The sequence below is a fragment of the Bacteroides sp. 14(A) genome, from assembly GCF_000526555.1.
Classification (GTDB): domain Bacteria; phylum Bacteroidota; class Bacteroidia; order Bacteroidales; family Bacteroidaceae; genus Bacteroides; species Bacteroides cellulosilyticus.
This window is the reverse complement of record NZ_JAGH01000001.1, coordinates 1,581,526-1,600,776: the sequence shown is the minus strand read 5'-3', so window position 1 is coordinate 1,600,776 and position 19,251 is coordinate 1,581,526. Positions and strand designations below refer to the sequence as shown.

General features: G+C 40.5%; 6 protein-coding genes and 3 pseudogenes. All 9 read right to left on the bottom strand.

Annotated elements, in window-relative coordinates:
* Nucleotides 1–118: 118 nt before the first annotated feature.
* The 9 genes and pseudogenes from K429_RS0105920 to K429_RS0105880 all read right to left on the bottom strand — a co-directional run bounded on the left by K429_RS0105920 (nucleotide 119) and on the right by K429_RS0105880 (nucleotide 19,249).
* Nucleotides 119–1,990, bottom strand: coding sequence for a T9SS type A sorting domain-containing protein (locus K429_RS0105920; protein ID WP_025726329.1), 1,872 nt, complete (start codon nucleotides 1,988–1,990; stop codon nucleotides 119–121).
* A gap of 740 nt (nucleotides 1,991–2,730) precedes the next feature.
* On the bottom strand, nucleotides 2,731–5,190 hold the full coding sequence (locus K429_RS0105915; protein ID WP_025726328.1) for a hypothetical protein: 2,460 nt from the start codon (nucleotides 5,188–5,190) through the stop codon (nucleotides 2,731–2,733).
* Nucleotides 5,191–5,377: 187 nt separating this feature from the next.
* Nucleotides 5,378–7,156, bottom strand: a complete 1,779-nt coding sequence (locus K429_RS0105910) for a RagB/SusD family nutrient uptake outer membrane protein (RefSeq protein WP_007217509.1) — start codon at nucleotides 7,154–7,156, stop codon at nucleotides 5,378–5,380.
* Nucleotides 7,157–7,180: 24 nt separating this feature from the next.
* Nucleotides 7,181–10,327 (bottom strand): TonB-dependent receptor, encoded by a 3,147-nt coding sequence (locus K429_RS0105905; RefSeq protein ID WP_025726327.1) that lies wholly within the window; start codon nucleotides 10,325–10,327, stop codon nucleotides 7,181–7,183.
* Nucleotides 10,328–10,631: 304 nt separating this feature from the next.
* Nucleotides 10,632–12,189: pseudogene (locus tag K429_RS28475) on the bottom strand (hypothetical protein).
* Nucleotides 12,190–12,203: 14 nt separating this feature from the next.
* Nucleotides 12,204–14,475, bottom strand: a pseudogene (locus tag K429_RS28470) (trehalose hydrolase).
* Between the two features lie 108 nt (nucleotides 14,476–14,583).
* Nucleotides 14,584–16,756, bottom strand: a pseudogene (locus K429_RS28465) (polysaccharide lyase 8 family protein).
* Between the two features lie 6 nt (nucleotides 16,757–16,762).
* Nucleotides 16,763–18,070: a glycoside hydrolase family 105 protein gene (locus tag K429_RS28460; protein ID WP_025726326.1), complete on the bottom strand. Its 1,308-nt coding sequence runs from the start codon at nucleotides 18,068–18,070 to the stop codon at nucleotides 16,763–16,765.
* A 12-nt stretch (nucleotides 18,071–18,082) separates the two neighbouring features.
* Entirely contained in the window at nucleotides 18,083–19,249 is a 1,167-nt protein-coding gene (locus K429_RS0105880) for an alginate lyase family protein (RefSeq protein WP_025726325.1), read from the bottom strand.
* Nucleotides 19,250–19,251: the final 2 nt, after the last annotated feature.

Here is a 19,251-nt window from a genome sequence, read left to right as displayed (position 1 = left end):
ATGCACAAATTCTTGTCCGAAACAAACGGTACACATCAATACGTACAGGAGCGAGATAAAAGTTTTTTTTGTCATAACAATTAGTAGATTTATTTTGATATTCAGGAGCATAACCAAATCACTTTCCGGTGGTTCTGATAAGAACTTTCTGACTGTAAGCTTTCCGGCCGGCCTCTTCCACACGAACTATGTAAAAGTCATCGTTCAATGACATACTTTCCACCCAGGTATTAGTAGAAGATTTAAGCGTCTGCACCATACTTCCGTTCGTAGTATAAATAGATATCAATGCATCTTTTTGTGATTTTACTCTCACACGATTTATCTCTACAATGATATGTGGGGTATTTTCTCCGTTTACTTCAGGCATTACCCCCGTAGATATACCTCTGGCTTCTCTTTGAGCTTCATAAAGTGATGCTGGTTGCAGATTTTTATGATTCTGTCCTTCAATATATCCATCCATATATTCACTCATCGTATTGCGATACCGCCGTATCGTCTTTGCCGTACAACCGATAGCATAGTTCTGACCTGTAGGTACTTTGTCCAGATAAATAGCACCTCCCTGTACATCGCAATTCCAAAAGACACTGTTAGTACCTCCCCAGCCATGACCACTTCCCATGTTATCACGTAGGTACATGCCGATTTTACCGGCATTTGATTTTATGGTTCCCAATTCTTTCCAATTGTCAAACAGAATACCTTGTGACCATAAACGGTGTCCCTCTGCCTGTGCAAGAGAAAGCTCCGAACGGAAATTTAACACCACAATACCGCTGGTAGTGGCACAACCGTTAGAGATATAGTGATGACGTCCGTTGCGGGCATAACAGTTCTTAAGCAAGATCAGTTGTGAGCGATGGTAGTTCTCAAAGTTATAATATGTACCTCCGGTGCAAAGTCCTGAAGGATCAATTGCATAACAATCTTCTATTGTGCTTCGCGTAGTCGATGTTGTTTTGATACCTGCATGAACGAATCCTGACATCGAAACACCTTTTACCCATGAATTTTCCAAAGAACTCATATAAATACAGTTCTGATCGACATTGGCCGTAGAATTTTCCGGGCTTCTTTCCAAAGAGATATGCAGGTTTTCAATACCTACATTGTGACGAACAGTACCCGGATTCTCAATTTTATAAATATAAGCTTGTGCATATTGCTGATCGAGTGTATAGAAAACAGGTGCATCCACTTCAATTGTATTTCCTTCTACATTGGTCACATAACGGTGATAGGAAATATCAATATCTTTAATCTTCCATTTCATACTTTCATCTGTATTCCGTTTTGTGTTTCCACCATACCAGACTGCTTCCAGCCATTCCGTAGTAGTGGGGTACTTTATACAGATTAAATCGCCAATCTGATAAGCACTTGCGTCAGTTACCTGAAACGAATAATCTCCCGGCATTACCTTCTGGGTTGTAATATTTACTTGGTTGTTTCCTTTTCCATTGCCCCAGTTATGTGCAGAAGAATTTCCCATTAAAATGAGTCGCTTTGCCTTCTCGGAAGCTTTTCTACCATACAGGACGGTAGAATCATTCTCGGAAAAACAATTACCTTCACCGCGCAGGATAACTCCATCGTACGTCAAATTCAAGGTTCCATCAATATTATATCGCCCAGCTTTCAATAGTACGACTCCCCGGATACCGTCAGTATTCAACTCATATTGTCCAACCTCATTAATCGCTTTTTGTACATGTTGCGTATTATCAGCTTCTTTATCTTCCAGTGGACTAATAACGATGGTGCGTTCCGGCAAGTTGATTACAGGAACATCTTTTCCATTTTTATACCCTGCCTGACTAAAATCGGGTATGACAAAACCATCTTTATCTTTCTGATAAGTCAGATTTCCGGTCTTATCCTGAGTTACGAGTTGTGATTGCCAGCTTTCTTGTGCCATGAGCAAATTAGAACCTACGAATCCAGAGAATCCTATAAATAAAGATATAAGGTGTGCTTTCTTCATATTTATTAGTTTTTTATTTGTTTTACAAAGAAACCCTTTCTTTAGCTACCCCCTTTATTGAGAAATCTCATTTTCTTGCAATTTTGTATCAGATTAAAGTATTAAGTGAAGAACCGACCTCTATCTTTTCTCATCCAATTCACATGTCTTTTTGCAATATTATTGTCTATTTTACTTTTAAAAGAAAGCCTATTTAATCTATTCTATAACTCATGATTTTTGCAGGATAAAGATTATAGTATCTTTTACGATTCAATCCCGGAATACTTATGCAAGAAGGTCGAATAAAAAAATAATAGATATGCAGAAAATGAATAAAAAAGAGAATAAAGCTTAAGTATCTGGAGATAGAATATTAATATCCAAGACGCAGGACATCAATATCCTGCGTGCAAGAAGTTAACTTCCTGTAGACAGGAAGTTAATACCTGATGTACAAAGCCTATATAAACGTCATCAGGAATCCCCAAAGTGTATTTAGACCTTCTATTTCATCCTCTTTTCCGTTCACTTTTTCAGTAGCATTTTATCAACTGTTACTGGATCGTTTCCTACAAATTGTAACCGAAATACAGAAAAGGATAATACTTACAAGAAGAACCTGTAAGCATTACCCTTTTCTACTTTCTTTTTGAATTTATCTAACCCTGTTTCCATGCATTCTTTTTGAACTTATGGCAGGAAGGTCGAAAGAATACAAACGTACAGTGATTGAAAATACAAAATGTCAAAGCGACAGATTAATCATGAGGTTGCGGATTCGGATTAGTCTGTGCTTCATATACTTTAAAATCTGCCAATTGCAGACTTTCATCTTTAAGGCCATTGTCCGGACGATCGGATGCACTTTGCATCTTTCGTCCCAGACTGCGATAGATACCAAATTTATTGCGGATGTTCGTTGCTCCTTTTCTCCATAAATCTACATCAGAGAAAGATTGATCGGCAAGTACTTTGCCATCGCTGATTCGGGTGAGCTTGATGCGGAACGTGCCATGATGGGTATAATGCATTTCAGTCTCAACCTGTATCCATTCGTCCTCAAAATCAGAAAGGGGAAGATCGTCTATCAGAACTCCTTTACCCGATGTTCTTGTATCTCCCGTATGGATTACTTGCACGCGTTTATTATCACCGTTCTCATCACAACGTGTACTGATGGTGATGAGTGGTGCACCATTGTTTCCCTCTTGCGCTTTTAGTTGGTGGAGGTGGCAAAATTTTGTAGTGGGTTGAAAGCCTTTCGGAATACGGAACTTCCATTCTAATCGTTGCCATTCATTCCAGTTCCCATTCAGATGGTGCCAATTACGGTTGGTCTGGCTTTTCATTTCGTTCCGCTGACGATCACTCAATAACCTGCCGCGGTCACTATCCAAAGCTTCAGTACTGGCATGATTTATGAATTTAAATATGTATTGTTGCAAAATAGGATCGAATATTACTTCACAATGAACTCCGTCATAATGATCATTCTTCGATATATTAGGATGTTCAGAGTAGTCCCATCCTAAAGTGCGCATATATTCATGTATGGCATTATAACCTCTTCCAACCAATTCGGAAGAAGCCTGCATACCTCCTTGAAAAGCATAGTCGGACGGAGTGGGAAGAGGTAACTGGGCAGTAGATCCGTATCCGATAGCTTGCAATGCAGATTCGCCTAAACGCTCCTTAAGTTGTGCAAGATAAAGACTTTGAGGGGCAACCTGAGTATTATGAGAATCGAAAATACCAACGGGCAATGTCGGCCCCGATTGATTGAAAGGACGGCGTAGTGATGTACTTTCCCCTTTACTACCTATTACCCAATTGCAGGTTCCCGGTGGTATTTGGTTCACATAACTTTTTGCTACGCAGTTCCAAGCAACGGACCAGGCAGTGCCCCAACCGTGACCAGAACCCATAGAACCGCGATTCTTGAAATCAATGCCTCCGTCCGGCAATACACAATTATCAAGTAGTAAACCAGTGCTCCAGCGTTGATGTCCTTCTATGCGTCCGTTCCCTCTGAAGCTGCAATTAAGGAATACAATAGGGCCTGTTTGCCCGCCGCCAAGTGCCACAAACCAAATATTGTCGCCTGCAACCGAGCAACGGTCCAGTAAAATCTGTCCTCCATTCGGTGCAAATTCTGCTGGTTTGGAGGCTCCCTGATGTAGAGCCCTTCTTACCACATTAATTTGTTGCAGGGTGATACGCCGACCTCCTACACCTACGCTTTCCATGGTTTCCATTGCATTGATATCTTTCGCCCAGCAATCTTCTCCATTTATTCTTAATGCGTAATATAAAGCTTTTCCATGATTAACTGCCTGCGCCGGCGATTCAATGCGGAGGTTCTCCACACCGCACTGACGAATACGCCGGACATCATTGGCTATCACCACCGTAGTGTTATCATCCGTAAACTGGGCATCATAAGAATCTACTAGCGGAACTGTCAGAGTGATTGTATTTTTCTCGATACCTGCAATCGTCCGTTCTGCAATCAACAGTCTTCCTGCCTTTATCCAAGTCTGAGGTTTTCCATCGCGTACCAGATCGTGCATCTTCATATATTTAATCCACCTCTCTGTCACAGGTTTACGTATTTCGATATTATCTCCAACTGAAAGTCCCGAAGCGTCTTCCACTGTAAAATGATAGGAACCGGCAGGAATATATTTGTCAATGACTTTTATGCTCTTCTCATCCTGAGAAGTCTCTCCCAAACGATTGCCTGCCCTCTGACGGAGATTGTTATTCACAACTATAGCTGTGTGTTTCCCACCAGTCATAACAATGGTACTTCCACTTGGGTCACTTCCGGTACCACGCAAAACTACACCGTCAGCCGTAATCTGGATAGTACGTTCGCACACAAAACGTCCGGGCGCCAACAATACGGCTCCCCGGAATCCATTTTCATCTTTGGGAAGTGCAGAGACCATATCAATAGCTTTTTGGATATAGTCCGTGCAATCTTCATTCTCCCCTAAAGGATGTACCGTCAACTTGACTGGAACATAAGGTAATGTAACTCCACCGCCTTTATAGCCAGCATGGGAAAAATCAATGATGCGATCACCTTTTTTCGTTGTTTTATATACTAATTTCCCAGAAGCGTCCGGATAAATCCACTGGCTTTTACCTGTTGGTTCCTGTCCCATAACGGACAAGGGAAAAAGGAGACATAGTAGATAATAGATGTTTTTCATTTGTTTTATCAATAGAATTAATTAATAGTGTAGCAAAGAAAGGGGAAAAAGGGAATTCCCATTATATATATTGTCTCAAATGCTTGCAAAAAAAGAGCAAACTTCTACCTAAAGTAAAAGTTTGCCCGATTTAAGATTAACTAGATGTCCCGTTAGGAAATCATATCACTATATTATTAAATGTGTACTATTTCAATGGATCAAAGTCACCACTTTCCCAACCAATTGTTTGCTGTAGTTTAGGATTCTGCTCAAAGTGTTTGCGAGCTAATCCCTGGAAGTAATAGTTGTCTTTCACATCCCATTGGTAAGTTTCGTCAATTCTCCAGGTTTGAGTGGTGAAGTACTTGAAATAATTTTTCGTCATTAATTCCGGATCGCTCTTTATCATAGTGATAAAATCTCTTCGTGCCATAGCAGCATATTCGTTCTTCACTTGTATTTCAATTCTGTAACGAGAATATCCTTGCATATCAGAAAATATTTTGCGACGAAGCAAATCCCAGAAACGTTTGCCTTCATAAGCCAATTCAATGCGGCGTTCATAAAGAACGGCATCAATCAACTCTTGTTGACTCATATTTGCCTTTAAACCATAGAGCCCGTCCGCATTGGCCGTTATGCCGGCTCGTTTACGAATATCTTTCAGAATTGTATAAACTTCATCTGACTTATTTCCTACTTCCGCTGCACATTCAGCAAGATTCAATAACACTTCTGCATAACGCATTTCAATCCAGTCCATGTCACCGTGATCCTTGGCTTCGGTAGCTGTCTTTTCTGGGATAGAGAACTTGCATGAATAAAATCCTGTGCCAGTTGGACTATGAGTATCTTCGCCACCTTTGTAAGTGTACATGCAACCTTGGAACCATTCCGGCATACCATTCAATGGATATTCAGCACCATTGTAAACGATGATATCATAGAAACGGGGGTCACGGTTCAACCAGAACATACCGGTAGCATCAGTAGCAGTAGGATTAAAAGCTTCCTTCACGCCATCACCATCTACATCTACTCCCGGAGTGGTACCATCAGCCATTGGGAAAGCAAGTGCCATATCCAATGTAGGATGGTGGTTACCGGTAGCTCCTACCGAAAATTCCAACGGACGCAGCCCTGCCATGAAGTTATGTGTACGTACCGGATCGAGGAAACGGGTAGTAATTACAGTCTCAGAGGTAGTCTCTTTTGTCCATATCTCCTTATAAATAGGATGTAAAGCACGTTGTCCATTCTCTGACAGTTCCTTTTGGGCCGCTAAGCAGGCATTGTATGCTGTTTGCCAACGGGTGCGATCATTGTTCGGATTAAATTGTTTACTGGCATAAGTCAGCAACACACGTCCTTTGAAAGCCATAGCTGCTCCTTTGGTGATACGTCCAAAGTCATTTTCTCCCCAAATACTGGGTAATGAGGCTGCTGCATCATCAAGGTCTTTCACTATCTGGTCAATACATTCTTTCGCTGTATTCCGAGTAACATATAAATCGTCATTATGTCTGTCCTGTGGAGTTAAAATCAGAGGTACACCTCCATAAATTTTTACCATCTCAAAATACTGATAAGCACGTAAGAAAAGCGCTTGTGCCTTTATACGGTTCCGGATGTCCTCGGACAAACTACCTCCATCAATACTGGTTAACAGAACATTGATAGTATATATCTTGTCATAAGGCCAGTGTTCTCCTAGAGGACCTCCAGCGGTAGCTACTGCCGTCAGTCGACCATGAATAAAATCACCACCTCCGTTACCCTCATCACTATATTTAGAATAATCACCACTAAATGACGGCAGATTATCTTTGTAGCATTTATCCAAAAAAGCTGTAGACAGAATCTCACTATTCCATGTTGCCTTTTCGCTGACAGCTGTCAAGTCGTCTTTATCCAATACGGAAGTACAACTGGTTAAGCTTGCAAATGCCAATGCTGTAATAGCTATTATATGTTTTGATTTCATAATATTCAAGTGTTTTTTATATAATTAGATCGTTATATTCAAACCAAATGAGAAGTTTCTCATAACAGGATAGTCTGAAATACTCGTTGCTTCGGGATCCATCCATTTTACTTTATCCTGTAATAAGAAGAGGTTTGTACCATTCAGGAAAAGCCTTGCCTTATCAATGCCTATCCGCTGAACGAATGTCTTCGGCAAATCATAAGATATGGATATATTTTTGCAACGTAAGAAAGAAGCATTACGTACCCAGAAGGAAGAAGCTTCATTATTTTTGTACTGTGTAGCGCCTGGCATTGAAGCATTTGTATTCTCCGGTGTCCAGTGGTCATTATAATATTTGAATGTACTTGTATGGGCATTGATACCATTACCACGGAAATCCATCAACTTCTTATGACCGGCCATACCTTGGAAGAATATATCAAGCATGAATCCTTTCCATTTACCGCCAATTGTGAAACCATAAGTAATTGGAGCCACTTTATTTTCAATAATAACAACTTTGTCATCATCCGTAATGATACCATCCGGTTCATCACTCTCAGGACCACGGACATCTTTGTATATCAACATACCTAAACCGGGTTTTTGTCCCTTAATGGTCATATTCGGATTTTCTTCCATATATTGCTGTAACTGTTCCTCGGTACGAATCATACCAATACATTCAAATCCCCATTCACGGCTCAATGACTGACCGATTTCAGATTTGTATGCCCGGATATTTTCTGCTTCATCTTTCTTGGACCACCAGCTGTTCGCAAAACTAAAGTTACCTCTTAAATAATAGTCCACCTTACCGATTCTGTCATTGTATCCCAATTCTACTTCGAAACCACGGGATTTAACCTCAGAATAGTTTTCTTTTGGCAAAGATGCACCAAATGTAGTAGGTACACTTACATTCAGGTTATCAAGAATATCGTATGTACGTCTGTAGAAATATTCAAAGCTGAAATCAAATTTATTTCTAAACCAACGGCTATCAAAACCGATATTGTAAGAAGTTGATTTCTCCCAAGTCAATTTAGGATTAGGAACTTCCTTAGGTTCCAATCCATAAGATAACCCATTGAATACAGCACCTGTAGTAATTCCGTAACGAGCCATCCACTGCCAACCGCCAATAGCATCATTACCTAATGTAGCAATAGAACCGCGCAGTTTCATATAATCTATAAACTTGATATTTTCTGAGAAGAAAGGTTCACTGGAAATACGCCATCCAGCTGAAACAGAGGGAAAGAAACCCCAGCGCTGATCTGGAGCAAATTTTGTAGAACCATCGACACGGAATGCAGCTTCTAATAGATACTTGTCTGCATAAGCATAGTTCAGACGACCTACATAGGAAAGACGACCACTTTCGCTCACAGAACCAGCCCCAACAATAGATTCAGAAGCATCACCACTTGCACCAAAAAACTCCGGCATTTCCCAAGTGATTAGTTTGTTGCGCTGTGCATCAAATTTCTCACTATCACCTTCAGATTGTTCATAAACAAATAATGCACTCAAATCATGGTTACCAAACTTACGGTCATAAGTTACAAATAAGTTTAATTGATATTCTTCTGCCAACTGGTTTTCTTTAAATACATAGTTGCCGTCATCACGAGTTTTGGTAGATACTACTACATTGCTTGGGTCAATATAATGATTGTTTGTTCCGGCAGTCTGGAAATTGTACATTTCATACGGGAAGTTCACCTTTTTAATTAATCGATTATCCAGTGTACGGTTATACTGTACTTTCAGTTTCAGCCCCTTTACAAAAGGAACTCGATATTCCGCAGTTGCATTGACGTTAACGTTTTGCCATTTCTTAGTATGTAAACCTGATTCTTCGCTAATAAGCATTAATGGATGCCATTCTATAAAGTTACCTACTGGCATTCCATCAATCATACTTGGGATCATCTTGGTACGGAGTAATAATCCCTTGTATAAATCATTCATACGATCACGGTCACCGTCGGATTTCCAATTGGGTTTGGTATCTTTACGATTATCTGTACTGATATTCAAACCAACTGTAAAATTCTTACTGACATCAGCGTCAATACTAGCTCGGAAATTATATTTAGAATACTTCAGATTATCAAATGAACCTACATTATAGAAATAAGAACCACCAATAAAATAACGTACTTTTTCGGTTCCACCAGTAATATTGATAGCATGACGCGTAGACCATGGAGTTTTCCATGCATCATCCAAAAAACTATAATCAGTTGTCTTGAAATGTGCCAACTCGTCATCTGTATACCAGGAAGACTTAGTAGTCGGATCTTGCTGTTCTACATTCGGATTCCAAATGGCATTGTTAAGATAACCCTGTATAGCACGGTCATTTAAATAAACAGCATGTTCATAAGCACTAAGCGTCTCTGGAATCATAGCAGCTACATCGATACCTACCGTACCAGTATAATTGATAGTCGGTTTCGCGTTTCCACCTTTCTTAGTAGTAATCAATACAACGCCATTAGCAGCACGGGCACCATAAACTGCTGCCGATGCACCATCTTTCAATACTGATATATTAGCCACCTCACTGGCATCCAGTGCATCAAATGCCATCTTATCTCTTACCACACCATCAATAACATACAACGGATCAGAATTATTAGGAGTACCTTTAGCACGTACACTGAAAGAGGCTGAAGTTCCCGGTTTACCTGTTCCTTGAGTTATATATACACCTGAAAGGCGTCCTGCTAATGCTGAAGACAGATTAGCTGATGGAAAATCTTCAATAGCTTTGGCATCAACACTAGTTACACTACCCGTCACACTTCCTTTTTTCTGCGTACCGTACCCTACTACCACTACTTCATCCAAAGCTTGTGAATCCTCAATCAAGACTATCTTCAGTTTACTTTCAGTAACGACTTTGGTTACATCCTTATAACCAATGTAACTGAACTTAAGAGTCGAACCCTTAACACATTTAATAGAAAAGTTACCGTCAATGTCAGTGATTGCTCCGTTAGTAGTATTCAGTTCTGCAACTGTCACTCCAATTAATGGTTCACCATTCTGGTCTTCTACGCTTCCTGTTACTGTTATATTCTGAGCTTGTACTATAGTACTAAAAGAGAAGCTCAACAGTACCAACAAAATACGCCATAATAGCGATTTTGACATGTGTTCTTTCTTTTTCATTAAAACTACTTTTTAAATTAGACTTAAATTAACAAGGGATTTCACCTAGAATTCTTTTTGAGTTGTTCATAATAGATTGTTTTTACATAATATCAATACATCATTTTAAAGTTAGACATCATTGTTTTCCATACCGCAAACAAACAACAATTTCCCCAAACAAGATTTAAGGATTGTATCAAATACTATCAATTATATCTCAAAGTGTTATAGACTGCAAACAGCACAAGAAATAACAATCTATAAGCCAACACATTAACAAGAATCACGATTTTACAACACCAAATTACAAGCTAATTCTGACTTATTTAGTCAGTATTCGCAAGTCCATATTCTTATGACGAGCCATCAGTTGTGCTATATAAAGTGAACGGGGGAAAACATTCTTTTCATTCTGTCCTTCCCAAACACCATCCGGACGATCGATAAAAACTCCCGGATATTTTTCACCCTTCATACCAAAGTTATAATTATATCCTGATGTCCAAGGACTCTGTACAGCAGCACGTTTCACACGACAGTTCCAAAGCACCTGAGTTACTCCGGCCCAGCCATGTCCACTTCCCATTTTACCACGATCCTGCACATTGATTTCTCCATCGGTAATCACATTATCATAAAGGGTTCCAACTGCCCAGCGATGGTGAGGACCTATATCTGCATAAGTTTGCGAAGCCGTACAATTATAAAATACATTGGGACCACATACACGTGCACCCGTCACATAGTCATGACGCCCCTCTGTACTCTGACAGTTCATAAACAGATTTTGCTGTCCCCAATTATTAAAAGAATATCGCAGTCCACCGGTTATCAGAGATTTTGTTTCCAGGCAACGGCAATCCGTCACAATTACATTCTTCGCATTGCGTTCACAACTTACCGCTGAATACCCGAAATAGCGACAAGTCAGATTACGCGCCCAGCAGTTTTCCACTTTATCGAACTGAACGCCAATCCAACCATGCTCGTTATCCTCATAATGTTCAAATTCAGATTCCAAACACATATTAGTCACTCCGACTTCACTGATACGACCGTCAAATGTATACTTAAATACTTCACCACCGCCATATTTTTCTTCCATCTGCATTACTACCGGATTATCAATATAAATACGGTTACCTTCTACTTTTACAATTTCACGTTCGAAAGAAAGGTTATATTCCCGTGCAGTCCATTGGCGGGTTCCCTGGCGTTCAACGATTTGATCCATCTTAATATCATGTATCCAATTCTCTGTTCCCGGACGATAAACAATGATACGATCACCCACTTTAAAATTTGCAGCAGAAGAAACCTGGAAAGTGTGTGTTCCCACTGGTACAAAAGCATCCGTAATCTTCACCCTTGTTCCGGATACTTCCTCCATTCTACCATTACCAGATACTTCTATCAATGAAAAACGCTGCTTACCGATGGCCAATAGACGGGTTTCATTCACATTATCTCCTTCTCCGGTCAAAATAACTCCACTTGCATTTATATGAATCGTTCCATGAACATGATATACTCCCCGTTTTAGCAGAACCGTTCCACGGTGTCCATCTTTATCCGGTTGCATACGAGACACTTCATCTATTGCATCCTGAATTCTCTGACGACTATCCCCTTTTTCCACAGGATATACAGTTTTTTGTTACCGGATACTCAGGGATTGATTTATCACCATGATGATAACCAACCCGACTAAAATCCGGTATTGTATTTCCCTGTTTATCGGGATAATAAGCTAACTCCCCTTTCGGAGTAATTTTCACATAGCTGGATTGCCAGCCCGGAGGTAATTTGGTCTGGGCAGATACACTCACACAAAGTATTATCGCCAATATACCTCCCACAAGTTTCTTTACACGATTCATTCTATTCTCAATTATTAGTTTGTATATAAATTCAGTTCAACCTTCTCACCCGCCACAGTCGGTATCTGCAGATATTCTCCATAAAGTATGTCCGATTTTCCATTTTCCCGGATAACTTGCACAGGGTGTCCTTTCCATGGGTTCTCTATTTTACAGACACGTCCTTTCTCACTAACCAGAGTTACTCCCTGAATTAGTCCTTCTTTCAAAGTAGAAGTAACCAAAAACGCACCATAAGCTCTCAGATTTTCAAAAGATGCATCCTTCTTATGATTCCAATTTGGGAAAACACGAATAACACCTTCATAACTTTGCAGCAGCATCTCATTAATGGTAAGAGGAACAGCGGCCAAAGTTTCAATGCCTCCCCCACCTTGCACAATCCAGGAATTGGGATATACATCCATCTCAATCCGCTTCTTCAAATAAGATAGAATCTTATCTGAGGGATACCCCACACGTACAGCTCCGGGATAACAGGTTTCAATTCCATTATTAGATGTATTTCCCCAATCATTCGGGTCACGTTGCTTTTCCGACCAATGTGCCACATCTTCCAGCAAGATAGTATTGAAAGCCGCATCTGTCGTAGGCCCCACAACACCAGCAGGGAGAATCAAACCATGAATAGAGACCCTGTTCAGCCCCGATGGACGTACTTCTTTATCCTGAGGTCCCTTTTCCATATTCTTCAAACTTTGACGTCCGCCTTCTGCAATTCCCAATGGATATTCACTCAGTTTTCTCCAAAATATCCTGCCAACGGGATTGCCGTATCTTATCAATGGAAAGGAAATCACTCATATCCATCACACCCTGAAACAGCATACGAACCAAACCCAACGAAAGAGTTGAATTAAAATCACCTAACCGATTACGCCAGACACCTCCATTACGTTTATTGGGCATCACCTCATTGAAATGATCCATACGAATGACATAACGTCCATTCTCTAAAGAGAGATAATCTTCCCAAAAATCCGCACAGGCCAGAAGATACGGATATACTTTACGGGCATACGCCTCATCATACGTACTGTAATATCGCATCAACATATTTCCAACACTAAACACTGCATTGATTTTCTGTCCCAGAAACTTATAACCACCATCAATTGTATTTTCACGGGTCGAATACTTTTCCTGCATTTCTTCAGGAGTTAACGGCCACATAGCTGTACATAAACCTTTAGGACCGATGCCCACCGGATAATAGATACCTTTGCAATTCAGCAATTCCTGCGCATGCTTCCGTCCAGCCTCCATATAATCTAATAGAGGCTGATCAAAATTATCCGTCAGACTAATATGATTGGAAGAAAATGACGCCCAGTAAGGTGCCTGATAATTATAATTCAGATGATAATCACCTCCCCATGCCGCTTCGTCACGCGTAACAAATGGTCCCCAAATACCTGGCGCAAACTTACCCTCACGGGAAGAACAAGCAAACAAATATTGCGACTGATAGTAATACTTTTCAAAATAACTATCACCTATATTAATATGAGACTGTTTCCAAAAATGATTCCACCAGGAATGATGTTCTTTCCGTAATTGCTCAACACCCGCTTCCGTTACTTTCTCTGCTTCTGTTATTGCTTTGTTTTTCCAATCCGGTGTATCATGATTCGTATAAACAGATATAACCAATTGTACTTTCTTACCTGGAATCAAGGAGAACTCATCAGAATTTGAGTTTAAAGCCAATGCCACATGAGTAGGCCAATGCAGCAATTCCGTATTTTCAAATGAACGACTTACCCACATTACTTTATCTTTGCCTCCCGCAGTAGTCGAAGTATTACCTTCCGCAGCCCATAAACGCAAATGGGCAGTAACGGCTTTGTCCGATTGCATTTCTATGATAATCTTATTATCCGTTGCAGCAACCCATGCAGACAAATTCAACTGACAATGAGGAGTAGTGAATTTAGTTCTGATTTCAGCAGATCCAGGCAATTGTTCCGCATAGTAAGTAGCTCCTTGCAGTTCTTTTATCTCAATATCCAGTCCGCCCGGAAGCGCAATACCGCCCGGATAAACAGGATAAGCCCTCCAAAAATCATTTTTACCAATATAAAAACAGAGTTTATCAGGAGTACCTCCCATTGTGATACCGATATCTCCATTACCGGCTAAAGGAGCATCCGGAGTTTTGGTAGTGGGAACATGCTGTGGGGATGAAGTAAAGACAGCTTTATAGTCATCAATGGCAAACTGAGCTTTCACCCCAATAGTGCTCAGCAATGCTACGCCCAAAATAAAAGCCTTGTGTGTATTCATAGTCTATAATCATTTATCTAAAACAAAAATAGACGTATCTTACCAACAAGGCTTGCAATATTATTTCAATCGTTTGGAGAAATGGCTCAAAATGCGTTTTTTAACGCATTAACCCACTATAGAAGTTGTTTTCCCTTTCTCTTTTCCTTCGGGAAGAGAGAGACGCACCTTTTTATGATTCAACTCAAGTTCTGCAACATTTCTCTGTTGAGTCGGATCGGCATAGTTTATTACGTACCGACCGGATTCATTTTTCCGTATCATATAGATTCCGGGAGTTTGAATATTCAATATCAAATCCGTACTTACAGTTAATTGTACCGGCTGATAAGCGGCCACCCAACAAGTAGTATTTCCTTCACTATAGACAGCTTGAGCAGTAGCATCATTACGGAGTATTTGTATATCTGATACATTAAAAGCAGCCACATTTTCCTTGTCCATTCCGGGTAGTATCAAATATTGATATGTGTCTTGTTTAGGTGCAACACCATGCGTCAAATAGATGGCAGTCACCTCTCCATGTGTTTCTTCCGGGTGATACATTTGCATCACATCATACCATGATCCCGTACGTTCTGCTGTTTCAGCTACAACTTCATGAGTATTGCCCCATACAATATATCCCGTATTATTATGAAAATAGCGTTGTTCCTTTCCCTTGACAGATTGCTTTGTATTCACAACATTCCATCGTGCATTTTCCCAGGAAAGCAGTTCCCCATTTTTATGGCATTGCTCTATAGAAGTGGTAACAACAAGATTACTATCTGCTTGTATACCAGCTCCCAAACAAAGAATAAAGTCATCCGTACAAACCCATGCCTTATGAGCCTTCACTCCGGAACGATCTAACTCCATAACAGTCATACCTTGTTTTTTCATCCGAAACAGCTCCTACAAAAGTTCCTTTATTACGAGGCTGATAACTTTTTATCAGAGGCATAGGTGCATTATCTTCAAAAGCTGTTACTCCCGGTAACTTCCGCCAGTCCCAAAGAGGAAAAATATTCAGATATTCCTTACCATCTTTATAAATATAAGTAGCTCCATCTGCCATATAATACCCTTTCATATTATCTCCATTCATCATTTCCGTACCGATAATACGGTCAGAAGCCATTTTTATAGACGCCATCCAGGAAGGACGACGATGAATTGTATAATCCGACTGCCAGAAATGCTTATGTCCTGTAAGCACATTCACCGCAGGTGCAGGATAATTATCACGAAGCAGAGCTGTTGCCACAGCCATGCACTCATCTGATTCACCTCCACCTAACTCCGAGGCTGCGAATGCAAGACTCAGTGCTTTATGTACGGGAGCATGATGAAACAGTTGACGTCCCAAAGCATTCACATCCATCATTCCTTTCCAGATTACCCAACGATACCCCTTATCAATCAGTGTACTCAGAATGTTCAACTGTTTATCATCAAATGCTAACGACGTCCCTGAAAATAATCCGGAGAAGAAACTCATTCCGGATACGAACGAAAGCCCATAATTACCAAACTGCTGCTGAGCACCATGCTGGTGAAAGCACCAATCGTCTTTTATACCTTCTGCTCCACCCGTGACTATTTCAGATGCAATGGTATCACGCGCCATCTTTACCAACTCATAATCATTCTGCAATAATGCACGCATCATCACATTTCCGGCAAGCCATACCTTATTCTGTCCGGTCATCCCAAACTTAGCATTCTCCATTACAGTTATAGCGTTCTGTTTCTCCACAGGGGTCAATTGCTTCTCAAACAAGATAAAAACCGTACCCAGTGTTTTAGGAATACCTATTTGATTATACCACCAGTTCAAACATACAGGTTTAGCAGTAAACCAATAATTCAAAGCTTTATGAATAACCGCTTCCACCTCCGAAGAACGATAGTAGGAAGTCTGATCGGAGTTATAGAGCTTTACCAGTTCCAGAATACGTTCTGCATGAATTTTAGGCTCCCAGCCGGAACGCTTTTTATCATCATAATTAATATCCGGCCATGTTCCAGCTTCCGTGAAAGAAAACAGATAAGTTTCTACTTTCTTTAAATCAAAAGGATATCGCTGATGCAACTCTACCACAACCTGATCCGAAATCTCTGTTTCTGGTTGAATAGACGAAAGGATGGACAATAAACCAAACGGATCTTTACCGGAAGGAACCAACATTCGGGCATAATTTTGCTTGATACGCACCAACTCATCCACACCACTTGCCTGTACAGCAACAGATACAAGTAATACACTAATTATAATCAGATTACGCAAAAGTCTCATTCCTGTTTATTTTTTCAGTTGTTCTGTTTCCATTATAACAGCCGCCCACAATATACCGGCAACCGCCTCTTTGGCATTCAATATTTTGGGAACAGTAACATATTCTACAAAATTCTTTTTAATCACAACTCCATCACATGCTCCTATCACATCCAGTAAGCCTCTGTCATTCACCTGTATAAAAGGAAAGAGACTTTGATATCCCCTATATGCAACCGGAGTATATTCCTTTGCTTTTAAGAGCCCTAACTCTACACCACGCTGAATAGAGTATACAAACATAGCAGTTCCGGATGGATCTACAAAATTTAAAGGGTTATCTCCTTTATCCACAACCATAAACCAACCGCCGGTCTTCTTATCCTGCACTTCTTTCAGTCCTTTACACATTTTCAGATAAATATCAAGGACCTGCTGATAATTCGGATGTGTTTTGGGTAGTAAAGCCAGTAGTTCAGGTACCACCAAAGTGTACCACCCCATGCCTTCACTCCATACCTCCGGTGACAGTCCGGTAGTTTTATCCGCCCACACAGCCTTTTCAGGTTCTGTAGTCCATGCATGAAGGATAAGTCCATCCGGGCGTTGCAAATGACGGGCAGCAGTAATAATATTCCTACATGCCACATCATAGCAATAATCAGCTTCCCCCACATATTGTACACAACGTATAAGGAACATCTGCATCATAAAAACACCATCTATCCACATATTAGGACTCCGGTTTCCATGCCAAAACTGTCCATCGGAACTGGGATACTGATCCACAGCTTTCAATATTTGCAAGGCAGCTTTCTTGTATTTCTCATCCCCCGTACGTCCGTATAATGTACAAAAGGCCGAACCTGTCATAAAATTATCGAGATTCGTTAATCCGCCTCCTTTGTAATTACCCGCTTCATCAACGAAATGATCCATATATTTCTTTATATATTCCAGATACCTGCTATCACCTGTTAATTGTCCCAAACGGTCCATAGCCTCAAACATGTATCCCTGCACATATGTATAATCTTTCCAGTAAGCCATCCGATAATCCGGATATCTCGTCATCACTGTTTCCGACAAAGGTATAGCTAAATATTTCGGAGTTACTCCGGGTGTATATCCCAGTTTAGCTTCCGGCGCTCCCTGAGAAGTAGTTCGCCGATAGCGGGTAGTAGTCTCCTGAGTAACCAGCATAGTAACCTCTCCTTCCACTACCGTACCAGCTGTATGTTGAGTAACTACCCGGTTTTGAGCCATAGAAGAATGACTTGTGCCAACTGCACATACGATACAAACTCCTACTATTATTTTCCGTGTTATTATCATAGTCATTATTGATTAAATCCAAATCAACGGGTTACGTACAGGCAGATTACGCACCACTTCGTCGGTTACAGGGAAATGCTCTAACTTCTCCCACGTTGACTGCCAATTTTTATTATGAGTCTGTAGCGCACCGAATATCAGAAAAGGATGTGCTACCGGCCATTCATCCCAATACATTACATCTTTCGTATAAATCCAGCTTTCTTTATCAACGACATAGGGATAGATAAAATTAATACCCTTCTCCATATTCTTACCTCCCTCTGCCGTATAAGTCCATAAATTATCATTCTTATCCGAAAGCGTCTGGCATATTGTTGCCATGGCATCCAGATTAAATAAAGAATAACCATAAGGTTTCGTACGTGCTGTCTCCAACGGAAAACTACCGTCTTCCGCCATCTGCTTAGGTAAAAGTACTTCTTTATAACGCCGCTTACAAAAATCCATCATATCCTTATCACCGGCATAACGGGCAAATACAGCAGCCTGCATCACCCAGCAAGTTCCATGATTATTCTTAGCATTCATCTCGTCTATGCCATACTGATGTGTGAACATCCATTTCAAATAATCAGCAAACCACTGTTTAGTAGACTTTATATCATCCTTAGACAATACTCCAAGCTTTTCTAACTGCCATAACGATTGGGCTACTTCCATAAGATGTACCGTATCAATGATGCCAATACCACGTCCTGTAGCAATTCCCTTAATAGCTTGCGCATACTGCAAGTTAGGATTCATTTTCGTAGACTCATTCACAAACCAGGCACGTACATGTGCCAGTATCGCATCTACATATTCTTTATCCTGAGTCAACAAATAAGCAGAGGTCAGATTACCTACGATTGAACTAAAACGTATCATAGCATGACGATGAGCTACAAAATTATCCGGATTGGTCTCACCATCCCTACGCACATAAGGTCCGTCAGGATTCAAAGTATCCGGCCACCAATAATCACCCTCCGAATAAAAATCATGTATATCTCCTGCACTGCGTTCCGCTATAAAGGCGGTAACCGTTACCGGTTCCTCCTTTATATTCATAGCGGCACGTTCCAGTATACCCTGCTTTAAAACGCACTTCACAAAATCTTTACCGTCTTTATCCGATGTACACGAAATAGCCAGAAAAGAACAGATCCCTAAAAATAACATACCTACCTTTTTCATAA

Bases quoted from the DNA above. Each gene is read 5' to 3' on its own strand.
- K429_RS0105880 (WP_025726325.1), bottom strand. From the start codon at position 19,249: ATGAAAAAGGTAGGTATGTTATTTTTAGGGATCTGTTCTTTTCTGGCT.
- K429_RS28460 (WP_025726326.1), bottom strand. From the start codon at position 18,070: ATGATAATAACACGGAAAATAATAGTAGGAGTTTGTATCGTATGTGCA.
- K429_RS0105920 (WP_025726329.1), bottom strand. From the start codon at position 1,990: ATGAAGAAAGCACACCTTATATCTTTATTTATAGGATTCTCTGGATTC.
- K429_RS0105910 (WP_007217509.1), bottom strand. From the start codon at position 7,156: ATGAAATCAAAACATATAATAGCTATTACAGCATTGGCATTTGCAAGC.
- K429_RS0105905 (WP_025726327.1), bottom strand. From the start codon at position 10,327: ATGAAAAAGAAAGAACACATGTCAAAATCGCTATTATGGCGTATTTTG.
- K429_RS0105915 (WP_025726328.1), bottom strand. From the start codon at position 5,190: ATGAAAAACATCTATTATCTACTATGTCTCCTTTTTCCCTTGTCCGTT.